Source organism: Limnothrix sp. CMB-01, assembly GCF_055193175.1.
Window position 1 is genome coordinate 4,204,604 of record NZ_CM143720.1, and the last position, 24,748, is coordinate 4,229,351.

Here is a 24,748-nt window from a genome sequence, read left to right on the forward strand (position 1 = left end):
CGTAGCTGGTGATCAAGTCCCTCTCCCGACTTGGGAGAGGGATTTAGGGTGAGGGTCTTGATTGACGCAAGAGGTCTAATGACTGGCCATCAAACCAGTTAAAGACCAGTCAAAAACCGGCCAAAACAATCAAAATCACGCTCAAAGCACCGTTAAAAGACCCGGGAAGAGACCGGGAATTCTGGATTGGTCGGTGATAGTGGAGAAAGGAAATTGATCCACAACAGCGAGCGTGATTGATGGGCATGGGGCAAGGTAACGAGCGGGCGTGGGGGCAATGGGGCCGATCGCTCCGATGGTTGGGTTGGGTGGGTTATGGGTTGGTGTTGGGAACGGTTTCCTTCGCTGCGTTCCCCGCGATCGCCCAAGGGCCAGCCCCAGCCCCCCTGGCCACCCCGGCCGGCGCTCCGGAGTTTGAACAAGCACGCCAGGCCTACGAAGCGGGCCGGTTTACGGAGGCGATCGACCATTGGCAGCGGGCGGCCCAACAGGCGGCCCAACGGGACGATCGCGCGGCCCAAGGAGCCGCCTGGCATGGCATCAGCTTGGCTTGGGGGCAATTGGGCGATCGAGCAGCGGCCTTGAAGGCAGTGCAGCAGAGTTTGGGCCTGTTGGCGGCGTTGCGCGGCGAGGGAGCCGTGCGGCTGCGGGCGGCGGCCTTGAATCAGCAAGCCCGGTTGGAGCTGACCGCAGGGCAGGCGGCCCGAGCGATTCAACTTTTGGAGCAGGCGGAATCCCTGTATCGATCGGCGGGCGATCGGGATGGGCAATTGGGAGCCAGCCTGAATCGGGCCCAGGCCCTGCAAGCCCTGGGACTCTACGGGCGTGCTCTGATGGTGATTGAAGGGCAAATTGGCACTGCCCCGGAGGCCCCCCGCGAACCCACACGCTTGCAAGGGTTGGGCCTGCTGTCGGCTGGGGAGGCCTTGCGATCGCTGGGGCAATTGGCCCGAGCAGAAACTTGGTTGAGTCAAGCGGCAACGGTGTTGGAACAGTCGGGAACCCTGGCCGATCGCAGCACCGCCGCCCTGGCCCTGGCCCGCACCCGGGCCCTGTTGGCTCGCCAAGGGTTAGATCGCAATGATCCCCAATGGATGGCCCTTCGACAACAGGCCATGGCGGCCTTCGATCGAGCAAGGGTGGCGGCAGCGGCAGCCGGGAGCGATCGCGATCGGCTGTGGGGTCAGTTGGAGCGATGGGAGATGGTGTTTCTGGGTTTGGAAACGGGCAGCTCACCCGGAGAAACCGTCAGCAAGGCTCAACTGCAAGCGTTGGCCACCCAGGTGGCACAGCTCCCGATCGGGCGCGATCGGATTGCGGCCCAAATGCGCCTGGCTCGCTGGTGGTCAACCGTGAATGAACCGGCCTTGGCCCTGGCAGGGTTGCAACAGGCGGCCCAAGCAGCCCAAGCCCTGGGCGATCACCGTTTGACGGCGGCGGTTTGGGGTCAGTTGGGCGAAACCTATCGGCAACGGGGGGAAACTGCCCTGGCGGCGCGTTGGCTGGAGCAATCCCTGGCGCTGGTGGAAGGGTTGGCGGCTCCGGAGGTGACCTATCGCACGGCCCGTTCTCTCGGGCAGTTGCGGGCCCAAGGGGGCGATCGCACTGGTTCCCTGGCGGCCTATCGCCTGGCCACCCAAGCGATCGGGCAATTGCGCAATGATCTGGCCGGGATGGATTCCGTGGTGCAGTTTTCCTTCCGTGATCGGGTGGAGCCGGTTTATCGGGAGTTTGTGGATCAGTTGTTGCGGGGCAACCCCAGCCAGGAAGACTTGCAAGCGGCCCGATCGGCGATCGAGGCTTTGCAGTTGGTGGAATTGGAAAACTTCTTTCGCCAAGCTTGTTTGGATGCCAAACCGGAACCGCTCGATCGGGCCATTGACGGGCGATCGGACACGGCCGCCGTGGAGGCCATTGTTTTAAGCGATCGCGTGGCCACCCTCACCAAATTGCCGGGCCAACCGTTGCGCTATGCCGTGGTTCCTGTGCCCCGAGCCACCGTTCTCCAAACCCTGCAACGGGTGCAACAGGCCGTCCAAGACCCAACCATTCCCAACCGGGAGCGCTTGCGCCTGTCCAAACAGGTTTATGACTGGCTAGTGGCTCCGATTGCCCCAGAATTAGCCCAATCGGGAGTCAAAACCCTGGTGTTTGTGCTGGATGGGCCCTTGGCGAATATCCCGATCGCCGCCCTCCATGACGGAGAGCAATATCTCTTGGAACGCTACAACACCACCAGAGCCTTGGGTTTGCAGCTTTTTGCCCCCAAAGCCCTGAACCCGCGATCGCTCAACGTCTTGGCGGCGGGTGTTTCGGAAGTGGCCCCCAGTTTCCAGGCGGAAAAATTGGGAGCCTTGCCCTTTGTGGCCGATGAGCTAGATATTTTGGCTCAGGAGTTACCGGCGGCCGTCCTGCGCGATCAGGCCCTGACGGAGCAGGCCCTGCGCCAAGCCTTGCAGCAAAACAACGCCCCGATCGTCCATGTGGCAACCCATGCCCAGTTCAGTTCCCGAGCCGATCGCACCTTTCTGTTGGCTTGGGATCGCCGCATTGAGTTGGCAGATTTTGACCAACTGTTGCGCCGACCGGCCAGCCGCCCCCCGATCGAACTCTTGGTGTTGAGTGCCTGCGAAACAGCCCGAGGGGACGATCGTGCCACCCTGGGTCTCACGGGCATTGCCATCCAGGCCGGCACTCGCAGCGTGTTGGGAACCCTGTGGCAGGTTAGCGACGAATCCACCGCTTTGCTGATGGGAGATTTTTACCAAAGCCTACGCACCGGAGCCACCAAAGCCGAATCCCTGCGCCAGGCTCAGCTTGCCTTGCTCAAAAACCCCAACTTTCGCCATCCCTTCTTTTGGGCCCCCTATATCCTGGTGGGCAATTGGCTGTGAAACCTGAAGTCAAAGCTGATCTTCCGGGACGGGATCAAAAAGAGCCGCTACGATCGGGAGCAGGCCACGGTTTGGCCCCAAAAACTTCCAAAGCCCCAAAAACTTTCAAGCCATTCTGGAATGGTTCGGTTTTTGAAGGGTTGTGTTGAAGGGTTGTTTTGAAGGATCGTCGCGATCGAGGACTGAAACGAGGATTAAGACTATGAATTGGCATGATCTAGGCACGTTGGTATTGCTGCTGAGTCCCGGGCTGTTGCTGTCGGCAATTGTGATGGGCATTTTTGCGGCCGGCGGCTAGGGCATGGGGCAACCCCCAGGCGGCACGGCATGAACCAACTCGCTGCCCGATTGGGGCCAGTCGCGCCGGTAGCGTGCGCCGGCCGGATCGCCCCAACCCAACTGCAACACCACCTCGCAGGGCAATGCTTGGCCGCGCGGATCCAAACTGACCCACTCAGCGCGATCGATCAAGCGCTGCTCATCACTGGGGGTGAGGGTGCAAAAGTCTCGCCCCCCGGCCACGCTCAAGTGGCGATCGAACCCCACCGTGACCGATCGCCAAAATTCGATCGCATCATCCTTAAAGCGCTGAAGGGTATGGATATCCTCCGGCAGCGCAACTAATTGATCATGTAATTCGGGATAGTTCAGCCGGTGGGGGCCCAGGGCAATCGATCGCCACACCAAGCCCGACACCCCCTGTTCACGCTGGTAGGCATGAATTTGGGCCCGGAAGTTTTGATAAGCCGTAAATTTTTGAATCCCTTTGGGGTCAATCAGGCGATCGAGCGGCACAATTCCTGATACTTTCGCCGTCAAATGTAGGCGTTGACCTTGCATACAGGCCCGCTGTTCTTCCGCCAAAATTTGTAGTAACTCATCGGTGCTGTAGGGTTTTTCCATTTTTTCCTCCACAGTGCCTTCAGAGTGTTTTGGGATGCCATTTCATAGCAGTATCACAGGCTAAAAGTGATGGGTCGAATCAAGCCTTCCACCATTACGAAAGTGCGAGAGCAAGGGGCTTAAGCCCCTTGTCTACTGCGTTAATCAATTAGCCAGTGACTAGCGAATGATTAGCCAATTTTGGCAGCCATCGCCACGATCGAATCAACCATCCGCATCGAGTAGCCCCACTCGTTGTCATACCAAGACACAATCTTGAAGAAATTCGAGTTCAGCTCAATGCCCGCCGTTGCGTCAAAGATGCTCGAATGGGCATCGCTCGTGAAGTCCGTGGAAACCACCGGATCTTCCGTGTAGCCCAAAACTCCCTTCAGCTCTCCTTCAGCGGCGGCCTTCATGGCGGCGCAAATGGCTTGGTAGCTGGTGGCTTGCTCAGTGCGGAAGGTCAAATCCACCACCGACACATCGGCCGTGGGCACGCGGAACGCCATGCCAGTCAAGCGCCCCTTCAGGGCCGGCAGAGCCAGGGTCACGGCCTTGGCGGCTCCGGTAGAGGCGGGGATGATGTTTTGCATGGCGCTGCGGCCGCCGCGCAAATCCTTGCGGCTGGGGCCGTCCACGGTGGGCTGGGTGGCGGTGGCGGCATGAACGGTGGTCATCAACCCTTCAGCAAGACCGAAGTTGTCATGAATCACCTTGGCGATCGGGGCCAAACAGTTGGTGGTGCAACTGGCGTTGGACACGATGAAATCTTTGGCCGGGTCAAAGCTGCTGTGGTTCACGCCCACCACCAGGGTCGGCACGCGATCAGGATCCTTCGTGGGTGCGGAGATGATCACCCGCTTCGCCCCAGCGGCCAGGTGCTTGCTGGCTCCCGCATGGTCAATGAAAATCCCGGTGGCTTCCACCACAAAGTCCACATTGTGGTCACCCCAGGGCAACTCCTCCGGGTTGCGACAAGCAAAACAGGGAATCAGTTTGCCGTTCACCACCAGGCCGCCTTCGGCCGCTTCCACCGTGCCCTTGAACCGGCCGTGGGTGGAGTCATATTTCAGCAAGTACGCGAGGCTCTCGGGGGGGAACAGGTCGTTAATTGCGCAAACTTCAATGTCGGGATTGGCGATCGCACCGCGAAACACCAATCGGCCAATGCGTCCGAAACCGTTAATGGCAACCTTAATCGGGGCCATGATCAAAACTCTCCTGCTTGCGAAGTCATGAATCAAACGGGCTTGAACCCACAGGGTCAGCCCCGGCAGTTATTTTGACCCAAGGGGTGAGGGAATCAATCCCAACGCGGATCAATCTCTCACGACCCTAAACCGGATTTAGGCAAGGGGTGACGGTTCTTGGCTTTTTTTCAAGACTCTTTTTCTAGTTTGCTCAACCCGATAGGGGGTTTGAAAGGCCAAAACGGATGCCTAATTCAGCGCACCAACCGACGAAAACAGGAAGCTGAAGCCGCTTGACCCGCAAATCGGATGGTGATTGGTGAGTGTCTCAAGAGATCACCGAGCCATCTTCTAAAGCTGTTAAAGCTGTTTCTAAAGCTGTGATGGGGCTGTGGCGGATTGGGTTTGGTTGCGATCGGGGCGATCGGTTCTGGGATCGGTGTTAATCGATTTCCTCGATCGCCGTTCGGTCAGGGAAGCACGATGGGTACATTTTCCAGGAGGGTGTTCGGAAGGGGGTGATCGGTGATGTTTGCCCTATGGTGTTCGCCAGGTATTTGCCAAGTATTTGCCAAAGTATTTCTCGAAATCTTGGTCAAACATTCACCAAGTCACAACAAACCTGGCAACATTAAGAATTGATGGAAAAATAGGAAAAGGCCGAAAATTTAGCCAATTTCGGGCGAGAAGTTTTATGCAAGATGAATTTTGAGTCAACCCTGCAAGATTACGGGGAATCTCGTGAAAATTGCTACCAAATCTTGATCATCACTAGTGCAATCTAAAGGGGCATCTGACCCGCCATCGATCGAGCCGTTGCCGAGAGATCCCGATCGCAACCCCCCTCGGTTTCCCTTGCAGTAACCCTGAAACCCTTGGATTTTTGGGGATTGATTGCGATTGATCCCGATCGCCCCGTGAAGAATAACCGGATTCTGCGATGGGCAAGTTTCCTTGCAGCCGATCCCCAGGGTGAGTAATGGATGAGTTAACCTGAGCACCATCCTCGCTATCGGTCAGATTATGATGGTCGCGATGGTAGTTGATTCCCTGGAAACGATCACTTCTTGGGCAAATCTTGGGCAAATCTTGGGAAATTCCTCAAAATGCCCCAATTCCCGATCGTGACTGGGATTGGGGCGCAGGCCGCCCACCAAGACCCCTCAACCAGTGCGATCGCTCCATTGACGCAACTCATTCAAGAATCGGGTGCATTGCAGCGCAGTTACCGTTCTATGGTCACTTAAACCCTTGCCCGCGCATTTGCTCAATCCTCTGCTGTCTATGTCAGCCCTGCTTCAAAGCCCTCGGCCGTCGAGTCGAATAACTGCACTGCTTGTTAGCATTTTGGGTGGTTGCTGTTGGGGATCGATCGCCCAGCCCGTGGCGGCCCAGCCCCTTGGCCCTTTTGATGAACCGGCCCTCAGTGCGCCCGACGGCCCCTCCAGCGTTGCAGCACCCGATTCCACCCTTAATCCATCGGCTAACTCCACCTCCGGCAATTTCACGCCAGATTCCGCGCCAAACTCCGCACCGAATTCTGCAACCCTTCAGCCTTTGCCCCGGTTGCTTCTGGCTCCCACGTCCACCTCGGCGGGTTCCGTGCTTGATCCAACGCTTCAGCCCCCGATCGATGGATATCAACTGGATACGGGCGATCGGCTACAGGTGGAAATTTTTGATGTGCCCGAATTCAGCAACCGTATCTACCTGGTGCTGGTTGATGGCACGATTTCCGTGCCCTGGATTGGTTCTGTGCGGGCCCGAGGCTTAACTCCTCAGCAATTGGCCAGTGCCCTCAGCCAGGCCTATCGCCCCTTCGTCAAGACCCCGATCATCACCGTCAATGTTTTAACGCCCCGCCCGGTTCGGATTGGCGTTTCTGGGGAAGTGAATCGGCCCGGCTCCTACGCGATCGAGGTCAGCAATCGGGACGTAGCGCCCAATCAGTTACCCCTTCAATGGCCAGACGTGACTCGGGCGATCGTGGCGGCCGGCGGCATCACCCCCCTCGCCGATATTCGTAACATCCGCCTCCGGCGCTCAGATCCCAGCGGCACTCCCCAAGACCAAACCCTTAACCTTTGGCAACTGCTGGAAAGTGGCGACCTCAGCCAAAATATCCTGCTGCGGGATGGAGACATGCTGATGATTCCAAAGGCCAGCACCTTTTCTTCTGAGGAGGTTTCGCGCGTGGCCCGGGCTAGCTTTGCCCCCGAAACGATCGGGGTGAACGTGGTTGGCGAAGTGAAAGCCCCCGGCCTCATCAAGCTGCCACCCAACGCCACCCTTAATCAGGCCGTCTTGGCGGCCGGCGGATTCCTGCGCCCCCGCGCCGTCTCCAGCCAAGTTGACCTGATTCGGATTAATCCCGATGGGTCAGCCACCGCCCGCCGCATCCCTATTGACCTGCAAGCCGGCCTGAATGAGGAAACCAATCCCCTGTTGCTGAACAACGACATCGTGGTGATTAACACCAATGGCGTGACCCGGATTACGGACTTCCTGCGGGTGTTGCTGTCGCCTGTGGATAATCTCTCGAACCTGCGTCGCCTGTTGGCCCCCAGCGTTCCCGATTTTCAGTAATTCAATAAACTGCCTAGCCCTCGGCCTTCGATTTCATTACCTGAACCCTATGCAGTCCCAGACATCCCGCGAGGCGATCGACTTCAATCCCCTAGGGCTTATCCTTAAGGCTTGTCAACGGGCCTGGCTACCGGCTGCTTGTGTTTTTATTTTGGGCATGGGTGGTTCTGTGTTGGCGGCTCGGCGCGTGAAGCCTGTGTATGAGGCTGGAGCCAAGATTCTCTTCAGAATTGACTCCACTCAAGAGCTGACGGGTCTTGCACGGGATGAGTCGGATAATCCACTGCGATCGCTGTTGGTTGACCAGAGTCCCATCAGTAATCAGATGGAAATTTTGCTCTCGGAACCATTACTAGAGCGCACCATCAAAAAGCTGGACTTGCGAGATAAAAAAGGCGAACCCTTAGGGCCAGGGGAGCTGAAGACAGCGCTGGAAGTCAAGATCATTGGCGCAACGGATGTGGTCAGCATTACGTATGTCAATGAGTCTCCAGAGTTGGCGGCGGCGGTTGTGAACTCCGTGATTGAGGTCTATCGCAATAACAACGTGGCGATCGCCCGAGAAGACACCGTTCAGGCTCGCATTTTTCTATCCCGCGAGTTGCCACAGGTGGAAAAGCAACTGCGAAATTTGGAACTGAGACTTCAGCGATTCAAAGAACAAAATCAGGTGATTAATTTAGAAGAGGAAGCGCGAACTTCGGTGCTGGCTCTGCGGCTGCTCGATGAGCAAATTACCAACACAGAAGCCGCAGCAATGGAAGCGGCGGCCAAAGCCACAGTCTTGCGCCGTCAACTCAATCTTTCTCCCCAGGAAGCTGTGGTGGTGGCAGCCGTCAGCCAGTCCCCCAGTGTTCAGAAAGTTTTGGTGGATTTGCAAGACACCCAAAAAGAACTCGCAGAGCAACGATCGCGCTTTACGGACAGCAGCCCCACGGTTTCCCGGTTAATGGAACGGGAGCGGCAGTTGCAAGACATTTTGCAAAAGCGAATTCAAGAAACCCTGGGCGATCGGCAAGCGGTTCCGCCCAGCTTCTTACAGGCTGGGGAATTGCGGGTGACTTTAATTCAGCAATACCTCAACTCCGAAACGGAGCGAGTGAGCGCAGTCAATAAACTCAGGTCCTTTGAAGACAGCCGATCGACATATCTCCGACGGAGCCGCAGCTTGCCCAAAATTGAACAAGAGCAGCGTTATTTGGAACGCAAGCTAAAGGCCGCCCAAGGAACCTATGAAACCCTACTTTCCAATTTGCAAACGCTCCTGGTCAAGGAAGAACAGCGCAACAACAGCACCAGAATTTTAGAGCCAGCGACTGTGCCTCGTAAGCCATCTTCTGGTGGCAAGGTCAAGGTTTTAGCCCTAGGGTTATTTGGCAGCACCTTAATGGCTTCTGCAATCATCATCATTGCGGAAGTTTGGAGTTCTCGATCGCGTTCTGAAAAAAAGATGAGTTAATTAATTACTGTTTTTACGTTGCCCCTTCCCATGACTCAGGCTTTGCATCCCCTTCGTCGTTTATTTCTTTACCTGCCGCAATATCGCCGTCAGCTTTGGCAAGCGACGGCCTATTCGGTTTTGAATAAAGTTTTTGACCTGGCTCCACCAGCTTTGCTGGGTTTAGCCGTTGATACATTGGTGCAGCGGCAGGATTCCTGGTTGGCTTCCTGGGGGCTTCAGGGAATCACAGAGCAATTCCTGGTGCTGGCGGTTTTAACCTGGCTGATTTGGATTTTGGAGTCTGTTTTTGAATATGCCTACAAGCGCGTTTGGCGCAATTTAGCCCAATCTATTCAGCATGATTTGCGATTGGAGGTCTATGACCATTTGCAATCCTTGGAGCTGGCTTATTTTGAAGAACGCAGCACCGGAGAATTGCTCTCGATTTTGAATGATGATGTCAATCAGTTGGAGCGTTTTTTAGACACGGGTGCAAATGATGTTTTGCAGGTGACCACGACAGTTTTGATCATTGGGGGTAGCTTTTTTGCGGTTGCGCCTCAGGTGGCCTGGCTGTCGATGTTGCCCATGCCATTTATTTTGTGGGGATCGATCGCCTTTCAGAAAAATTTGGCCCCTCGCTATTCCGAAATGCGAGAAACCGTGGGCTTGCTCAGTGCCCGGTTGGCGAATAATTTGGGTGGCATTTTAACCATCAAAAGTTTCACGGCGGAGCGCTATGAACACGATCGGGTGATGATCGATAGCAATGCCTACCGTCGTTCTAACCAACGGGCGATCGCCTATAGCGCTGCCTTTGTGCCCTTGATTCGGATGGTAATCCTTTGTGGGTTCACGGCTACTTTGGTGGTGGGCGGTTTGGAAGCGGCGGCGGGGCGCATGTCGATCGGGGTTTACAGCACCTCAATTTTCATTATTCAGCGGCTTTTGTGGCCCCTCACTACTTTGGGTCAAACCCTGGATAACTATCAGCGAGCCATGGCTTCTATTCGGCGAATTTTTAATTTGTTGGATACGCCCATTGATGCCCATTCAGGGACCAAAACCTTTGCCCCTTCGGAGATTCGCGGCGAAATTGTGCTCGATCGCGTGGCCTTTGCCTATCGGGGTCGATCGCCCGTGGTGCAAAATCTTTCCCTCACGATCCCTGCTGGTCAAACAATTGCAATTGTGGGGGCCACTGGCTCCGGCAAAAGCACCTTGGTGAAGCTGCTGCTGCGTCTTTATGAAATTAACGATGGCGCTATTTTGCTTGATGGGATTGATACCCGTGAAATCGACCTAGAAAGCTTGCGCGGAGCCATTGGTTTGGTGAGTCAAGATGTTTTTCTGTTCCATGGAACGGTGGCTGAAAACATCGCCTATGGCACATTTCACGCCACCCCGGATGAAATTCTAGCGGCGGCCAAAATTGCGGAAGCTGATGATTTCATTCAACAACTTCCCCAGGGCTACGAAACCATTGTCGGTGAGCGGGGTCAAAAGCTGTCGGGTGGGCAGCGACAACGGATCGCGATCGCCCGAGCGGTTCTGAAAAATCCCCCCATCCTCATTTTGGACGAGGCCACATCGGCGGTGGACAACGAAACCGAAGCGGCGATTCAACGATCGCTCGATAAAATCACCCAAAATCGCACCACGATCGCGATCGCCCATCGCCTCTCCACCATCCGCAATGCGGACTGTATCTATGTGATGGATCAGGGGCAATTGGTGGAATCGGGCCGCCATGAAAACCTGCTCGATCGCAACGGAATCTATGCCGAATTGTGGCGATTGCAAACCGGCGATCAGACGGCTTAGGGGCTGTCGTCATTGCCATCTGGCGATAGGCAGTGGGATCAGAGTTCCTGGGATCTGATGTCAACCATTAAGGGCGATCGGGGAAATGGCGGAAAACCACCCTCCGGCGGGGCAATTCCCACCGCGTGCGCATCCCCAAATCCTTCCTAGAATTGAAGCAACGGCCGGTCTTCGGATTTCCAAACTCCAAACACCGATGCCGATTTCTTCTTTCGGTTTGGTGCTATGAATCAACTAAAAACCACGGTTTTGCTCGCCAGCATGAGCGGCCTGCTGATTTTTGCCAGCGGTCTTTTGTTTGGAGGTGCTCGCGGGGCCTTCCTGGGGCTGGTTTTGGCAGCGGTGATGAACCTGGGATCCTGGTTCTATTCGGACAAAATCGCTCTGGCGGCCTATGGGGCCCAGCCCGTGAATCGATCGCAAGCGCCCCACCTTTACGCCATGCTGGAGCAACTGTGCGATCGCGCGGGAATGCCCGTGCCCACCCTGCACATCATCCCCAGCCCGATGGCTAATGCCTTTGCCACCGGTCGTGACCCCAACCATGCGGCGGTGGCTGTGACGGAAGGGATTCTGGAAATTCTGCCGGAAGATGAGTTGGCGGCGGTGATTGCCCACGAACTTAGCCACATCCGCAACCGCGACACCCTGACTCAGGCGGTGGCGGCCACCATTGCGGGCGCGATTTCTTACCTGGCGCAGGCGGCCATGTGGTTTGGGGGCGATCGCGATCGGGGCAATCCGCTTGCAGGGTTGTTGGCCATGCTCTTGGCCCCGATCGCTGCCACGGTGATTCAACTGGGCATTTCCCGAACGCGGGAGTTTTCGGCCGATGCAGGAGCCGCAGAGTTAACGGGCGATCCGATGGCCTTGGCTCGGGCCCTGAAGCGCTTGGAAACGATGGCTGATGCCACCCGTTTGGAGGGGAATCCCGCCTTTTCGCCCTTGCTGATCATTAACCCCAGCGCCAAAGACTGGCTGCGCAACTTGTTTTCCACCCATCCTTCCACGGAGTCTCGAATTGCTGCGTTGGCCCGTTTGGCAGGACGCTAGGGAGTTGGTTTAGTCCATTGCGTTAGGGATTTTGCTTGTTGTCTTTGAGGGGCGATCGGGTCGTGAAAGCGGTTTGATCGCCCATTTTTTGTGCAATTCTGATGATGAAGACTTTTGAGCAAGTTGCTTGAGTATCTTGCTGGGAATGTTGCGGGAATATTTTGCGAGAATATTTTTAAGAATGCTTTTCGAGATTATTGCTCAGTCAATCAAGCAAGCAATTAGCTAAGTAATCAACCCAGCAATTAACCCAGCAATCAACCAATTCATATCCGATTAATTAGCCGGCCGATCTTGTTCTTGTCTTGCCCAATTGCGCCATTCCTCGCTAGCTTGGAGAAGAGCGCCGAACGATTGCTGAACGATTAATGCTATTGGGGTTTCCCCGCCATGAACCTTGTGGATGCGTTGCCAACCTTTTCGATCGCCCTGCGCGAGGGGTTTGAAGCGGTTTTGATCATTGGCTTGGTGTTGGCCTGTTTGCAACAAGCGGGCCAAACCCACCTCAACCGATCGGTGGCTTGGGGGATTGTGGCGGGGTTGTGCCTGAGTGCTTTGGTGGGCGTTGGGTTGGCTGGGGTCTTCGGGGCCTTGGATCGATCGGTTGCTCCTTGGGCCCCCTTTTGGACTCAAGGCTTAAAAGTAATTCTGGGGGCGATCGCCATTGGTCTATTGAGTTGGATGTTGGTTTGGATGACTCAGCAGGCCAAACAACTGAAAGGAGAGGTGCAATCCTCTGTGCAGCGGGCGATCGGGGAGCAAGCGGGGGCCTCCTGGAAAATTTTTGGCTTGGTCACGGCCGCCGTGCTGCAAGAGGGACTGGAAACGGTCATTTTCATTGCCGCCCAGTTTCAGGAAAGCCTCGGGGCCGCCGTGGGGGCGATCGCGGGTGTAATCGGAGCCGCCATCATGGGGCTGCTGCTATTCCGCTTTGGCATCAAGATTGACGTGCGCCGATTTTTCCAAGTGGTGGGCACAATTCTGCTGCTGGTGGTGGGCGCGTTGGTGATTTCCGTGCTCAAGCACCTGGACGCGGCGACGGTGCTTTGGGGGCAACTGCATCCTGCCTGGGCTGGCCTTTGTGCTGTGGGGGGCGATTCCTGCTTGCTGGGGCCCCTGGTTTGGGATTGGTCAGCGACCTTGAGCGATCGGGTGTTGCCGGGTGTATTGCTCAAAACCCTCTTTGGCTACCGTGACCATCTCTACCTAGCTCAGGCGATCGGGTATTGCCTCTTTTTAGGCGGCGTGGGAACCCTTTACTTCCGCAGTTTGCGGGGCCAGCGCTCTCCTGCGGCCCCGGCCGGAGCTTCGCCGGCCCAGTCTTCTGCCCAATCGGGTCAAGGCTAGGGCCTGTCGCCAAATCGCCTGAAACAAATCGCCTGAAACCCTGATTCCACCGCTGGCAGATCGTGGGGGACAAGGGGCTTAAGCCCCTTGTGATGACGACTGGGACATGGAAAATCAATCGTTCGCTGATCAGCCAGTTCAGCCGCTGAATGAGCCGTTGAGTTGCCCCTAGGCCTTGGGCTTGAGATAGGCGATCGCGTGTCGCCAAACGATTGTAGGCTGGTCGTAATGGTCAACAATGCAGATGCAATCACTGTCCTGCCACCTCACCTTGCCTGCAATCAGGTCATTGGTTAGCAGCTTTAGTTCCACTTCTTGCTTATTCTTAATGGCTGTCTGCACTTGACGGGTGCTGGGCAGCCCAGTATTAAATTCTTCAGCCATAGGGAGTGCTCAATGGGACTTGCGTTTGCAAAGTATCACGGATTAGGGAATGACTTTATTCTGCTGGATAACCGCGATCGAGCAGAGCCAATTCTCTCGCCTGAGCAGGCCGTGCAACTGTGCGATCGCCATTTTGGCATTGGGGCCGACGGTGTGATCTTCGTGCTGCCCGGCGAGCAGGGAGCCGATTACACCATGCGAATTTTTAACTCCGATGGTTCCGAACCGGAAATGTGCGGCAATGGCATTCGCTGCTTTGCCAAATATTTAGCGGCCCTGGAAGGCCTGGACAACACCGAAAAAACCTACAAAGTCCACACGCTGGCGGGTTCCATTATTCCCACCATTCAGGCCGATGGCCAGGTGACCGTGGACATGGGCCAGCCGATTTTGGCGGCCGAGCGGATTCCCACCACCTTGGGCACAGCGGGCGAAACGGCCCTGGCCCAATCGCTCACGGCCGCTGGTCAGGATTGGACAGTAACCACCGTCAGCATGGGAAATCCCCACTGTGTCACCTTTGTGGAGGATGTGAGCGCGATCGACCTGCCCGCCATTGGCCCGCAAATCGAATGCCATCCGGCCTTCCCCCAAAAAACCAATGTGGAATTTGTGGAAGTGGTGCGGCGCGACTATCTACGAATGCGGGTTTGGGAGCGCGGCGCGGGCATCACGTTGGCCTGTGGAACGGGGGCCTGTGCAACACTGGTAGCAGCCGTGTTAAATGGCCACAGCGATCGAGTGGCTACGGTGGAGCTTCCCGGCGGCCCATTGCAGATCACCTGGGATGCTGTGAGCGATCGGATCCTCATGACGGGGCCGGCAGAAGCGGTTTTTAACGGGGTGTGGAGGGGCTGGTGATCCGGCCCCGGGTCAAGTTAATCCGTCGCCAATGAGTCCGTCGCCCAAGCGGTGCTAAGGATTGGGGGCCGCCATGGCCCCCCGGCGATCACCAGTTCACGGCAGCAACTGAAGAGCAATAGGCATGAGCAGCGGAATTTACTTCGTACGCAATGATGGGCGACTCGTGGAGATGATGGAGCAGCCCTATGGGTCGGTGACGCTTCTTCAGGAACTCTTGGAAACTTACCCCAACCTATTGGCTGGCGATCGCAGCCTCATTAACCGTGATCAGGACTGGTTGGCCATCACTCGCCAGAACACGGTGATTTTTGATGACGAACGGGCCGATCGCTGGTCTCTGGATCGGATTTTTCTCGATCGCAGCGGCGTGCCTACGGTGGTGGAGGTGTTTTGCAGCCACGGACGCGGCGGCGGTCAACAGGCCCAAGAGCTGATTGGCCAGGCGATCGAATATGCTGCGAACCTGTCGCAATATTGGCCGATCGAAACCATGCTGGCCCAATTTGAAGCCAACTGCCGCGCCAACGATCGGGATCCCGATCAAGTGGTGGAAGACTTCCTGGGCCATGACGAGGAAGAAGAGCGTTTTTGGCAACAGGTGAAAACTAACCTGCAAGCGGGCCGGATCCGAATTGTGGTGGTTTCCGATGCCCTCTCGCCGGAACTGGTGCGGACGGTGGAGTTTTTGAACGCCCAGATGGATCCGGCAGAGGTTCAGGCGATCGAACTGCGCCAATACGTGAGCGATGAAGGATTTCGCACCCTGGTGCCCCGATTAATTGGGCGCATGACCGACTCCAAGAGTGCTTCCCCCGCCCTCGATCGGCGGCGTTGGGACGAAGACAGCTTCTTCCAAGAATTCAGCACCCGCCAGGGGGAAGACGAAGCCGCCATTGCACACCACATTTACGAGTGGTGTAGCGATCATCCCAATGTGGAGGTTTACTGGCGCACGGGCGACACCTACGGCGGGTTTGTGGCCATGTGTGATTTTGGGCGGGGCGAGTCCCATGAGCTGTTCAAAGTGGGAATTGATGGGGGCTTGGAAATCAATTCCAGCACCTACGCTTCTTGGTATCCCTTCACGCGCCATGACGAATGGATGGAATTGCGCAGCCACTTCAGCTCGATCGGCCTGGCCCTCCCGCCGGACTCACGAGAACGCCGGGCCCCCAACTTCAGCCTTTCAACCCTGCGGGATGAACAATCGCTCCGGCAGGTTTTTGAAACCTTCAGTTGGGTCTTGGAGCGGGTCAAACAGTCTTTGAATGACACCAAACGACGGGCAACCGATCGCGACTGGGCTGCTGGTTAAGATTCACGCAACCTGGTTCATACCCGCCACCTCGAAACATCAGGATAGCGGCTGCGAGACAGACACTGCGGAATAGAAACTGCGGAATAGAAACCGCAAAAAACAGCAAAGTAAAAACCTTGGGACTGACTGCATGAGGGTTTAGTTGAAACCCACTAGCAGCCTATTGGCAGGAGCGTTTGGAAACATGGTGGTTGCGGGCAACAGGAATATGGCACAAACGAACCAAGAACCTAGGAACGGAGAACCCTGGAGCATTGATCAGGTGCGTTCCCAATTCCCCGCCCTAGACAACAAAACCTATTTCAACTACGGCGGCCAAGGGCCACTACCCCAAGGATCCCTGGAAGCCATGGTGCAAGCCTGGCAAACGATGCAGCAATTGGGCCCCTTCAGCAGCGCCGTGGGCGATTGGGTTGATGCGCAACTGGCCGCCACCCGCCAAACCATTGCTCAGGAATTGCAGGTGAGTCCGGAGACGATCGCCCTGACTGAGAATGTGACGGCTGGTTGCAACATTGCCCTTTGGGGATTGCCTTGGCGATCGGGCGATCGGCTATTGATTAGCGATTCCGAGCATCCGGGGGTGGTGGCCGCCGCCCAAGCGATCGCCAAGCGTTGGGGAGTGACGATCGATCAGTTTCCCCTGCGCGATCGAGTCCCTGAGCAACCGATCGTGGAAGCCATTTTGGCCCATCTGCATCCCCAAACCCGCTTGGTGCTGGTGAGCCATGCCCTTTGGAATACGGGCGAAATTCTCGATGTGCAAGCCATTGCCCGCGCTTGCCGCCACCAACAGCCCTCTGTGCAAATCCTGGTTGATGCGGCCCAATCGGTGGGCCTGTTGCCCTTGAATCTGTCGGAGTTAGAGATTGATTTCTATGCCTTCACGGGCCACAAGTGGTGCTGTGGGCCCGATGGGTTGGGGGGATTGTATGTTAATCCCCGATCGAGCCTGGAGCCGACCTTCGTGGGCTGGCGTGGCATCACGGCCGATCGCCAGGGTAACCCCACGGGCCACAAAACCACCGGCCAACGCTTTGAAGTGGCCACCTCCGCCTATGCGCTTGGGCTAGGTCTCCAATCGGCTCTGGACTTGCACCGCCGTTGGGGCACACCTCAGCAACGGTACGATCGAATCGTGCAGCTTGCCGGCCGCCTTTGGCAACATCTGCAAACCATTCCCCAGGTGGAATGTTGGCTGCCATACCCACCGCCAACCGGCCTCATTTCCTTCAAGGTCAGTGGCTCCCACAACGCTCGATCGCTCGTGGCCACCCTGGAAAAACAAAAATATTTGCTACGAACCTTGCCCAATCCCGATTGTGCGCGGGCCTGTGTTCATTACTTCACCCAAGAAGCGGAAGTCGATCAACTGGCGGAACTGATTCGATCGCTCGTAGCAGCCTAACTTTGACTTAACTTTGACCTATTTTAACCTAACTGTTCGGACTGGGATTGTAATTGGGCGATCGGCTTAATTGTGCGATCAACCGGGCGATCAACCGGGCGATCAACCGTAACAGCTTGCCAAAAGTCTGGCCATACCTACCCCCCTCCAAACCAGATCAGAGCGGGGTAAATTTGCCATTAATCTTCGTCATTCATCTAGGAGAAAACCGCATGAAGCATGATTGGTTGCTAACTCTTTCCTCCTGGCCACAATCCCTAGCAAACAGCAATTCAGTTCACAATTCCAACGCAGCGGTCAGCAGTCTAGCGATCGGCAGCATTCCCGAACTGATTAATATCCTCATTATCCTGCTCTTGTTAGCAACCACCGTTGCCCTGGTGACGCAGCGGCTGAGAATTCCCTATGTCACTGGCTTGGTGCTGGCGGGGCTACCCATCACCGACTTGCTATCCCAGCGCCTTGGCCTGGATCCGTCGCTGGTGCTCAATCTTTTCCTGCCAATTCTGATCTTTGAAGCGGCAATCAACACGGATATTAGTCGTCTTCGCAGCACCTTCAAACCGATCGCCCTGCTCGCAATTCCTGGCTCCTTGCTCTCCTCAGGGATCATTGCTGTTTTGGTGAAACTGAGCCTAGGGCTGGATTGGATTAATGCGCTGTTGGTCGGTGTAATTTTGGCTAATACCGACACCGTTTCCATGATCGCGGTTTTTAAGGAATTGCGAGTGCCTTCACGGCTTTCAACGATTGTTGAAGGCGAAACATTATTTAACGATGCCGCCGCCTTAGTTTCCTTCAATCTACTGTTGGTCATTTACTCCACCGGTAGCATTACCGTCAGTCAAGGCATCAAAGAGATGCTGTTGGTTTCCTTGGGTGGTGCATTCCTAGGCGCAGTTTTAGGCTATCTTTGCTTGCCGATTTTTAATCGCCTGCAAGATCCCTTAAGCAGTTTGTTGCTAACTGTGGCATTGGCTTTAGGCACGTTCCAACTGGGTCAGTTTTTGGGTGTTTCTGGTGCGGTAGCCGTCGTGATTGCTGGTTTGGTTTTTGGTAATTTGGGTTTGCCCCAAGCCACATCAGCCTCCTATCGGATCACGCTACTCAGCTTTTGGGAATATGCAGGCTTTAGTGTTAATACATTCATTTTTCTGTTGATTGGCATTGAAATTAATCCCCTCACCCTTTGGAAAATTCTCCCGGCCGTTATTTTGGTGATCATTGCCTATCAATTGGGACGCATCATCTCTGTTTATTCATTGCTGGCCGGCTTGCGCTGGTTCGATCGCCCGATTCCCCTCCGTTGGCAACATGTCCTAGTGCTCGGCAACATTAAAGGATCGCTGTCCATGGCATTGGCGATCGCCATTCCTGTGGGTTTTGTTGGCCGAGAATTCATTATTGAACTGGTTTTTGGGGCAGTCCTGTTTTCGTTGGTGATTCAGGGACTGGCATTGCCTTGGTTGATCAAGCAGCTCAACATCGGCCAAGGCAATGGCATATCCGAGGAAATTGGCCAATTACAGATTCAACTGATTGGGGCCAAGGCGGCGCAGGATGAACTTGCCCAGCTACTCAAGGCTGGCGTTTTACCAAAAGCAACTTATGAGGAGCTTTGGGCTGCTTATCAAGCCAAAGTCGCTGGATCAGAACGGGTTTTGAGGGAGGTCTATAACCAACACCAAGCCCATTTGGGTCTGCATTATCCCAACCAATTGGATGTGGTGCGAAGACAGTTAATTATTGCGGAAAAGGGTGCAATTAACGATGCCCTGCGCAAGCGAATTGTTCCGGAAGATGTGGTGCAACGCTACATCAAAGATTTGGATCAGAAGCTTCAGTCTCTGAGCGATGACTAGCAGTGAGTCCAAGATATTTGATCATCGGCCGGACGAGTTCCGGCCGGGTCACAACCAAAATGGTGGAGCCAGCTTTCAAGACTGTTTGACCATTGGGAATTTCTAGGTTGCTACAGGCATGACTTTGATAACCAATGATCAGAGATCCCGTTGGAAAATCGGGATCTTGGGCAATCTGGGCCACCGTGCGATCGACCACATAACAATCATTGGGAACGGGCAGCTTGAGCACTTCAACCTGACCCTGTTCAAAGTGCATCATGGATTCCACTTCTGGGTATTCGATCGCGTTGGCCATCGTGGCCACTGCCAAATCAATGGTGCTGATGATGTGGCTAGCGCCGGCCAAACGATAAGCATCCAGAAACTCGCGATCGAGCATCCGAACAACAGTATGGGCAATGCCGTAGCTTTTGGATAAGGTGATGAGCGCCAAATTCAAGGCATCATCCCTCAGGGCTGCTACCACCGCATTGGCCTGCCGGATCCCAGCTTCTAGGAGCACTGCGGTGCTGACTGCGCTACCCTCGAAGGCCATCACCCCGATTTGTTCGCGAGCAAATCGACAGGCTAAGGGATCTTTGTCAATCACAGCAACAGTATGCCCCAGCTCTAGGAGTTGTTGGGCTAACCGCAATCCCATCATTCCTGCGCCGCCAATGAGAACGTACATGGTTGTTGTACTCGCCTCGCAAATCTTGGATATCTCAGGTTAGCGCAGAGATGAAATTGCTTCCTTAAGCTGATGAATTGAATGTATTCATCAATGTATTCATCAAGGAAGCGTAATCCAAGATTAGAGCAGAGTTAAATCTAAGAAAGTGATGAAAAATATGGCTCAAAAATTGAAATTTTGATCACCAAAAATCAAGAACTTAATTTCAAGAACTAAATTCTAGAAACTCAACTTCAAGACCCAAACCCTGAGACCCAGATTTTGAGATTTGAACTTCAAGAATGGGGCTTCAAGAACGAGATTTCTCCAGGGGAGCCGTCTGGGGTTCGCATTGGCCTCCCAAGGCATTCACCACCGTGCAAGTATTGCTAATCAGCATGGTTTGATAGGTGGATCCCGCCGTGCCGGGTGCGCCGGGCCCGTCAATATAGAGCGGGTTGGGGGCCACCTGCACACCGGCCTCGCGAGCGACGGTGGCGATCGTCTTGGGGTTGGTGGAAGCTTCTGCAAAAATGGCTGGCACATTGGCCGCCTTGACCAGTTTCACCAGTTCCGCCAACTTGCTGGGGGTGGGTCGCTCTTCGGTGCTCAGACCGCTGAGGGCCCCTTTCACCTCAAATCCATAGGCTTGGGCATAGTAGCGCAAGGCATCGTGGGTGGTGATGAGTCGCCGTCGATCGGGCGGGACGGTGGCCACTTGGGTTTGAATCCAGCGATCGAGCGCTTGCAGTTCGCCAGTCAGGGCCTGGGCAGCCTGTTGATAGCGATCGGCTTGGGCGGGAATCAGTTGGCTCAGTTGGGCCGCCACGATCGCCGTTAGCTTTTGGCCATTTTGGGGGCTGTGCCACACGTGGGGATCCGCCACCAGTTCCGCCGTTTCCCCAGTGGCAGTTTTTGGATCTGCATCATGGTCGTGATCATGTTCCTCGGGCTTGGCGGCCGCTTCGGTTTTGTGGTCATGGTCATCTTCATGGCCGTGGTCGTGGCCATGGTCATGATCATGGGCGGCCATCTTCAGCGGACTGGGAACGGCCTTCTCAAAAATTGCCACCTTGGGGCCCTGGGTGGGAGCGCTGGTGAGGGTTTTGGTTAACCCTCCTTCAAAGTCGTAGCCGCCATAGAGCACGAGGCTGGCGGACTCGATCGCGGCCCGATCGCTGGGGGTGGGTTCGTAGGTGTGGGGGTCGCGGCCGGGTTGCACCAAACAGGTGAGATCGATCGTCTCGCCCGCAATTTGCTGGGCCAAGTCGCAAACCACGCCGCCACTGGCCACCACCTTGGGGCGATCGGGGTTGGTGCTGCTGGTCGCCGGGGTGTTGTTGCCATTGGGGGTTGTTGCCCCGGAGTTGGCTCCAGTGCCGCAACCCGTTCCCAGCAGGGCCAGGCCGAGGGTGATCGCTGGCCATTGCATCCGCCCGATTCCCCGGTTGCGCGATCGCCGTTCCGCCATGGTTCGAGTCATCCCACCCATCAATCACACCTAAGCTTGCGGTTATGCCTCTGGTTGGCCCACGCCCAGATTCAGAGGCTCATCTAGAATGAGAATCATTCTCAATCACAAGCATAGAGCAATCTGCCAAGGCGAGTCAATGGCGGAGCGGGGCGATCGATCAGCAGGTTTTTTCCCTGAGCAACTGCCTTGAATGGGGGCGCTAAATTGCTATTCTCAATGGCTGATGAATATTCATTCGTGAATATTCATTCGTGAATATTCACAGATGCCTAGAAAAAGAGATGGCTTTCCGGCTGAATATTGATTTCCATGGGAATGGCCTGCGGTTCTGCACTGAGAGCAAATAAAATGGCATCGGCCGCCGTTTCCGTGGACAACATTTTGGTGCGATCGACCTTGAGGCTCACGTTGTCCCAAAAGGGTGAATCAATGCCACCAAAATAGAACAGTGTGACTTTGATCCCGTAGCGCCGGGCTTCATCGGCCATGCATTTGCTAAGGCCCGTGAGCGCAAACTTGGAAGCACAATAGGCCGCACCCATCGCCATGGAATGTTTGCCCAAAATGCCGATCACGTTGCAAATATGCCCCATCTTGCGATCTTTCATCACCTCAATGGCGGCTTGGCAAGTATGAAAACTGCCCTTTAAATTCACCGCCAACATTTGATCCAGATCGGCTTCCGTGAGCTTATTAAACTGTTTGAGAATTCCCGCGCCCGCCGCATTGACCAGCGCATCAATCTGACCAAATTGGGCGATCGCCTGGGTGAATAGATTCGCCACCTGAGCTGCATCGGTAATATCCGTGGGAACCGCCAACACTGTGGCTCCCGTTCCCCGCAGTTCCGCTGCGAGGGCCGCCAATTGTTCCGTCCCCCGAGCCGCCAACACCAACGAGGTTCCAGCCGCTGCCAGCTTGCGAGCCAGGGTTGCGCCAATGCCCCCTGTGCCGCCAACAATGACGATTACTTTGCCTTTGAGCTTGCTTTGCCAGTCTTGCACGATCGGGTTGTTACTTTTCTTTACAAACCGTTACATCCTTAAGCTAGCACGGCCGTTGGAGGCCAAAGCAGTTGAATCGGCTAAAAAAGCCGCTATCCCTTACTCAGACCCTCAAGGGCGGCCCATTTGGCGCTTCAGTTGCTCTAGTTCTTCATCCATTTCCCAGCGTTGGAACTGCTCCTCTAGGGGATCGGCTCCCATTCCTCTGCTGTAGGTGGCCCGATCGCTGCTGTCCCAGGGCGATCGGCTGGTGCGGGTCTTGGCTTGGGTCTGGGTTTGCGCATCGGCCTGGGCAGCCCGCGCGGCCACCTCTTGCCGTTTGCTGGCCAGTTGCGAGACCAGGGTTTCTAACTGTTCAATGCGGGTTTTAATGCCCTGCATTTGTCCCCAAAGTTGATTGCCTTTGCGCAAGAGGGCGGCTTCTCGTTCGCGGGCGGCTGCGGCGAGTTGGTGTTCTCCGGCGGCTTCCACTTTTTCGATGCGAATGTGCCAACGCTGCACGTCTTGGGCTGTTTCCCAAATGTCGGCTTTCAGTTGCTGTTCTTGGGTGTGTAATTCCCCGATCGATCGCTTGGCATCGGCTTCCTGTTCCCGCAGTTGCTCTTCTAGGGCCCGCAACTCTAGCTCGGGATGTTCGCGCAGAAAGGCTTCTAGCCGAGCTTCTAAAAACTGACTGAGATCATCGAGCAAACTCACGCGATCGCTCCTTTTGTTTCAATCCTCGCCCAGCCCGGGGGCCGGGCGCTGCACTTCAATAACATTCATTTAGATGGGGTAGATGGGGAAAGCTGGATAGTTTCAATCCTCGCCCAGCCCGGGGGCTGCTTTGAGGCGATCGTCCGGGTTAACGTGAATTCGGGATAAAGGGAGCGAAGGAAAGACGGGGCTGGTTGGGGAGACCCGCCCCTACAACTAATTGGTTTGAAGAGCGAGGTCATCAGGGGTTTAGGCAATTTGACGACACCCCCTAAGCCCCTTGCCCCGACGGTGATGCTGACTTGACCTGTGCCCCAAAACCTTGCTCAAACATTCCCTAAGCCAGGGGAGTAGTTTTGGGCTGGAAATCTGGACAGTTGATCGCCGCTTCTGACAGGGCCTCGCTGGGACGGACGGGACATTTGAGGTGGTAATCGCCTGTGAAAAAGGCACAGTCTGCACAGGGAATTTGGTGCAAAGTGCGCACCCGCGAAACGCCCTCTTGGGTGAAGCTGGCGATTGATCGCACCAGAACGGCCACCAAATACCAAGCCAACCCAAAGCACAGGGGAATCATCACCGTTTGGGGAATGTGAGCAACGGCCGCACGCAGCAAAAGACTGGCAATATCCATGAGCCAAAGGGGCGATCGAGCAAGACAGTTCCATCTTGCCCGATCGCCCCCAGGATCCTCAAGCGAAATTCAGCATGAACCGGATTAACCCAGCGAACCGGATTAACCGACATCCAAAACCCATAGACTCAGGTGATGGACTCAGGTTGTGGGCCCAAGATCGTCTCATCAGGATCCACATCAGGAGCCACTCGCAAGCAAATCCTTAGCCCCGATTGACCTGAGCCAGGATCTCATTCAAAATTTCCTGGGCCCCTTGGGCGCGCAGCTTTTGGGCCAACTCCGTGCCCAGATCTTCAGCACTGGTGTGGGGGCCGCTCACGGTGTCTTTGATCAGTTGCTTGCCATCCACACTGGCCACCAGGCCCGCCAGGGTTAAGGTGTCACCCTCCAAGCTGGTATTCACCCCGATCGGGACTTGGCAGCCCCCTTCCAAATCGCGCAGGAAAGCCCGTTCCGCCAAGCAGCGCCACTTGCTGGGTTCATGCTCCAGCACCTTCAGCACGCGCAAAATGTCCTCATCGCCCTCGCGGCACTCAATGCCCAAGGCCCCTTGGCCCACCGCATGGAGCGACACATCCGACGGCAACAACTGATCGATGCGATCGGCTAAATCCATCCGCTGCAAACCAGCCGCCGCCAAAATCGTCGCATCATACTCGCCGCTGTCGAGCTTCTTCAGCCGAGTATTCACATTGCCGCGAATGTCCTTGAAGCTCAGATGGGGGTAGTGATAGCGCAACTGAGCCAACCGCCGCAGGGACGACGTACCAATCACAGCGCCTGCGGGCAATTGGTCGATCGTTTTGCCCTTGTGTTGGGCATGGAGCACCACCGCATCAGCCGGGTTCACCCGTTCTGTCACGCAACCCAAGGTCAGCCCTTCCGGCAGGCGGGTCGGCAAATCTTTCAGGGAATGCACCGCCAGATCATAGATCCCGTCGCGCATTCCATCTTCCAACTCGCGGGTAAACAAACCCTTGTCCCCAATTTTGGACAGGGCCACATCCAGCACCTTATCCCCTTGGGTTTCGATCGCGCAGACCTCAAACGTAATGTCCGGAAAATGCCGCTGCAATTCTCCTTGTACCCAGTGCGTTTGCACAAGAGCCAATTGGCTTTTACGAGAGCCGATGCGGATGGTACGGGTGGGACTAGCGACGGACATACGGTTGGAGGTCGGTTAACGAACGTTAGTTGCAATCCTCAGATTGTCTAGATCGGCAGTT

General features: G+C 55.6%; 19 protein-coding genes. 10 read left to right on the plus strand and 9 right to left on the minus strand.

What is annotated here, in order from left to right; genetic code table 11:
* Positions 1–245: 245 nt before the first annotated feature.
* On the plus strand, positions 246–2,894 hold the full coding sequence (locus tag ACZA91_RS17385; RefSeq protein WP_463183719.1) for a CHAT domain-containing protein: 2,649 nt from the start codon (positions 246–248) through the stop codon (positions 2,892–2,894).
* A gap of 294 nt (positions 2,895–3,188) precedes the next feature.
* Here ACZA91_RS17385 and ACZA91_RS17390 read toward each other — a convergent pair whose 3' ends face one another.
* Both ACZA91_RS17390 and gap read right to left on the minus strand, forming a co-directional pair.
* Positions 3,189–3,797, minus strand: coding sequence for a hypothetical protein (locus ACZA91_RS17390; protein WP_463183722.1), 609 nt, complete (start codon positions 3,795–3,797; stop codon positions 3,189–3,191).
* 170 nt (positions 3,798–3,967) lie between these two features.
* The gene (gene gap, locus ACZA91_RS17395) at positions 3,968–4,987 is read right to left on the minus strand and encodes a type I glyceraldehyde-3-phosphate dehydrogenase (protein ID WP_190528926.1); all 1,020 of its coding nucleotides are present in this window, start codon (positions 4,985–4,987) and stop codon (positions 3,968–3,970) included.
* A gap of 1,266 nt (positions 4,988–6,253) precedes the next feature.
* Here gap and ACZA91_RS17400 point away from each other — a divergent pair.
* From ACZA91_RS17400 to ACZA91_RS17420, 5 genes are all read left to right on the plus strand, one after another.
* Complete coding sequence (locus ACZA91_RS17400) at positions 6,254–7,555, plus strand: polysaccharide biosynthesis/export family protein (RefSeq protein ID WP_463183724.1); 1,302 nt, start codon at positions 6,254–6,256, stop codon at positions 7,553–7,555.
* A gap of 49 nt (positions 7,556–7,604) precedes the next feature.
* Positions 7,605–9,014 carry a GumC family protein gene (locus ACZA91_RS17405; RefSeq protein ID WP_099534106.1) on the plus strand — a complete coding sequence of 470 codons (1,410 nt, stop codon included), beginning with the start codon at positions 7,605–7,607 and terminating at the stop codon, positions 9,012–9,014.
* Between the two features lie 30 nt (positions 9,015–9,044).
* Positions 9,045–10,820, plus strand: a complete 1,776-nt coding sequence (locus ACZA91_RS17410) for an ABC transporter ATP-binding protein (RefSeq protein WP_463183727.1) — start codon at positions 9,045–9,047, stop codon at positions 10,818–10,820.
* 225 nt (positions 10,821–11,045) lie between these two features.
* On the plus strand, positions 11,046–11,873 hold the full coding sequence (locus ACZA91_RS17415; protein ID WP_099532704.1) for a M48 family metalloprotease: 828 nt from the start codon (positions 11,046–11,048) through the stop codon (positions 11,871–11,873).
* Positions 11,874–12,263: 390 nt separating this feature from the next.
* Positions 12,264–13,220, plus strand: a complete 957-nt coding sequence (locus tag ACZA91_RS17420; RefSeq protein WP_463183729.1) for an FTR1 family iron permease — start codon at positions 12,264–12,266, stop codon at positions 13,218–13,220.
* Positions 13,221–13,388: 168 nt separating this feature from the next.
* Here the strand turns inward: ACZA91_RS17420 and ACZA91_RS17425 are convergent, their stop codons facing one another.
* Positions 13,389–13,604 carry an Hfq-related RNA-binding protein gene (locus tag ACZA91_RS17425; protein ID WP_099532706.1) on the minus strand — a complete coding sequence of 72 codons (216 nt, stop codon included), beginning with the start codon at positions 13,602–13,604 and terminating at the stop codon, positions 13,389–13,391.
* Between the two features lie 12 nt (positions 13,605–13,616).
* Here ACZA91_RS17425 and dapF point away from each other — a divergent pair, with 12 nt between their 5' ends.
* The 4 genes from dapF (at position 13,617) to ACZA91_RS17445 (ending at position 19,056) form a co-directional block, all read left to right on the plus strand.
* The gene (gene dapF / locus ACZA91_RS17430; RefSeq protein ID WP_463183731.1) at positions 13,617–14,465 is read left to right on the plus strand and encodes a diaminopimelate epimerase; all 849 of its coding nucleotides are present in this window, start codon (positions 13,617–13,619) and stop codon (positions 14,463–14,465) included.
* A 124-nt stretch (positions 14,466–14,589) separates the two neighbouring features.
* On the plus strand, positions 14,590–15,783 hold the full coding sequence (locus tag ACZA91_RS17435) for a hypothetical protein (RefSeq protein ID WP_099532708.1): 1,194 nt from the start codon (positions 14,590–14,592) through the stop codon (positions 15,781–15,783).
* Positions 15,784–15,994: 211 nt separating this feature from the next.
* Entirely contained in the window at positions 15,995–17,194 is a 1,200-nt protein-coding gene (locus ACZA91_RS17440; protein ID WP_099532709.1) for an aminotransferase class V-fold PLP-dependent enzyme, read from the plus strand.
* Positions 17,195–17,406: 212 nt separating this feature from the next.
* Positions 17,407–19,056: a cation:proton antiporter gene (locus ACZA91_RS17445; protein WP_190530720.1), complete on the plus strand. Its 1,650-nt coding sequence runs from the start codon at positions 17,407–17,409 to the stop codon at positions 19,054–19,056.
* On the opposite strand, the gene ACZA91_RS17450 is transcribed toward ACZA91_RS17445, so the two are convergent.
* The 6 genes from ACZA91_RS17450 to hemC form a co-directional block, all read right to left on the minus strand.
* Positions 19,013–19,729, minus strand: a complete 717-nt coding sequence (locus ACZA91_RS17450; protein WP_190354824.1) for a potassium channel family protein — start codon at positions 19,727–19,729, stop codon at positions 19,013–19,015. The two genes, ACZA91_RS17445 and ACZA91_RS17450, sit on opposite strands and share 44 nt — an antisense overlap.
* A 292-nt stretch (positions 19,730–20,021) precedes the next feature.
* Positions 20,022–21,194, minus strand: a complete 1,173-nt coding sequence (locus ACZA91_RS17455) for a metal ABC transporter substrate-binding protein (protein WP_242030899.1) — start codon at positions 21,192–21,194, stop codon at positions 20,022–20,024.
* A 260-nt stretch (positions 21,195–21,454) separates the two neighbouring features.
* Positions 21,455–22,189, minus strand: coding sequence for an SDR family oxidoreductase (locus ACZA91_RS17460; protein WP_099532713.1), 735 nt, complete (start codon positions 22,187–22,189; stop codon positions 21,455–21,457).
* A 111-nt stretch (positions 22,190–22,300) separates the two neighbouring features.
* A complete protein-coding gene (locus tag ACZA91_RS17465; protein ID WP_190530719.1) occupies positions 22,301–22,885 on the minus strand; it encodes a TIGR04376 family protein in 585 nt (194 codons plus the stop codon).
* 337 nt (positions 22,886–23,222) lie between these two features.
* Positions 23,223–23,519 (minus strand): hypothetical protein, encoded by a 297-nt coding sequence (locus ACZA91_RS17470; RefSeq protein ID WP_190354752.1) that lies wholly within the window; start codon positions 23,517–23,519, stop codon positions 23,223–23,225.
* A 205-nt stretch (positions 23,520–23,724) separates the two neighbouring features.
* Complete coding sequence (gene hemC / locus ACZA91_RS17475) at positions 23,725–24,687, minus strand: hydroxymethylbilane synthase (protein ID WP_190354751.1); 963 nt, start codon at positions 24,685–24,687, stop codon at positions 23,725–23,727.
* Between the last annotated feature and the right edge of the window lie 61 nt (positions 24,688–24,748).

Excerpts from the sequence above, each read along its gene's own strand:
- ACZA91_RS17385 (WP_463183719.1), top strand. The coding sequence starts at position 246 with ATGGGGCAAGGTAACGAGCGGGCGTGGGGGCAATGGGGCCGATCGCTC.
- ACZA91_RS17390 (WP_463183722.1), bottom strand. The coding sequence starts at position 3,797 with ATGGAAAAACCCTACAGCACCGATGAGTTACTACAAATTTTGGCGGAA.
- gap (WP_190528926.1), bottom strand. The coding sequence starts at position 4,987 with ATGGCCCCGATTAAGGTTGCCATTAACGGTTTCGGACGCATTGGCCGA.
- ACZA91_RS17400 (WP_463183724.1), top strand. The coding sequence starts at position 6,254 with ATGTCAGCCCTGCTTCAAAGCCCTCGGCCGTCGAGTCGAATAACTGCA.
- ACZA91_RS17405 (WP_099534106.1), top strand. The coding sequence starts at position 7,605 with ATGCAGTCCCAGACATCCCGCGAGGCGATCGACTTCAATCCCCTAGGG.
- ACZA91_RS17410 (WP_463183727.1), top strand. The coding sequence starts at position 9,045 with ATGACTCAGGCTTTGCATCCCCTTCGTCGTTTATTTCTTTACCTGCCG.
- ACZA91_RS17415 (WP_099532704.1), top strand. The coding sequence starts at position 11,046 with ATGAATCAACTAAAAACCACGGTTTTGCTCGCCAGCATGAGCGGCCTG.
- ACZA91_RS17420 (WP_463183729.1), top strand. The coding sequence starts at position 12,264 with ATGAACCTTGTGGATGCGTTGCCAACCTTTTCGATCGCCCTGCGCGAG.
- ACZA91_RS17425 (WP_099532706.1), bottom strand. The coding sequence starts at position 13,604 with ATGGCTGAAGAATTTAATACTGGGCTGCCCAGCACCCGTCAAGTGCAG.
- dapF (WP_463183731.1), top strand. The coding sequence starts at position 13,617 with ATGGGACTTGCGTTTGCAAAGTATCACGGATTAGGGAATGACTTTATT.
- ACZA91_RS17435 (WP_099532708.1), top strand. The coding sequence starts at position 14,590 with ATGAGCAGCGGAATTTACTTCGTACGCAATGATGGGCGACTCGTGGAG.
- ACZA91_RS17440 (WP_099532709.1), top strand. The coding sequence starts at position 15,995 with ATGGCACAAACGAACCAAGAACCTAGGAACGGAGAACCCTGGAGCATT.
- ACZA91_RS17445 (WP_190530720.1), top strand. The coding sequence starts at position 17,407 with ATGAAGCATGATTGGTTGCTAACTCTTTCCTCCTGGCCACAATCCCTA.
- ACZA91_RS17450 (WP_190354824.1), bottom strand. The coding sequence starts at position 19,729 with ATGTACGTTCTCATTGGCGGCGCAGGAATGATGGGATTGCGGTTAGCC.
- ACZA91_RS17455 (WP_242030899.1), bottom strand. The coding sequence starts at position 21,194 with ATGACTCGAACCATGGCGGAACGGCGATCGCGCAACCGGGGAATCGGG.
- ACZA91_RS17470 (WP_190354752.1), bottom strand. The coding sequence starts at position 23,519 with ATGGATATTGCCAGTCTTTTGCTGCGTGCGGCCGTTGCTCACATTCCC.
- hemC (WP_190354751.1), bottom strand. The coding sequence starts at position 24,687 with ATGTCCGTCGCTAGTCCCACCCGTACCATCCGCATCGGCTCTCGTAAA.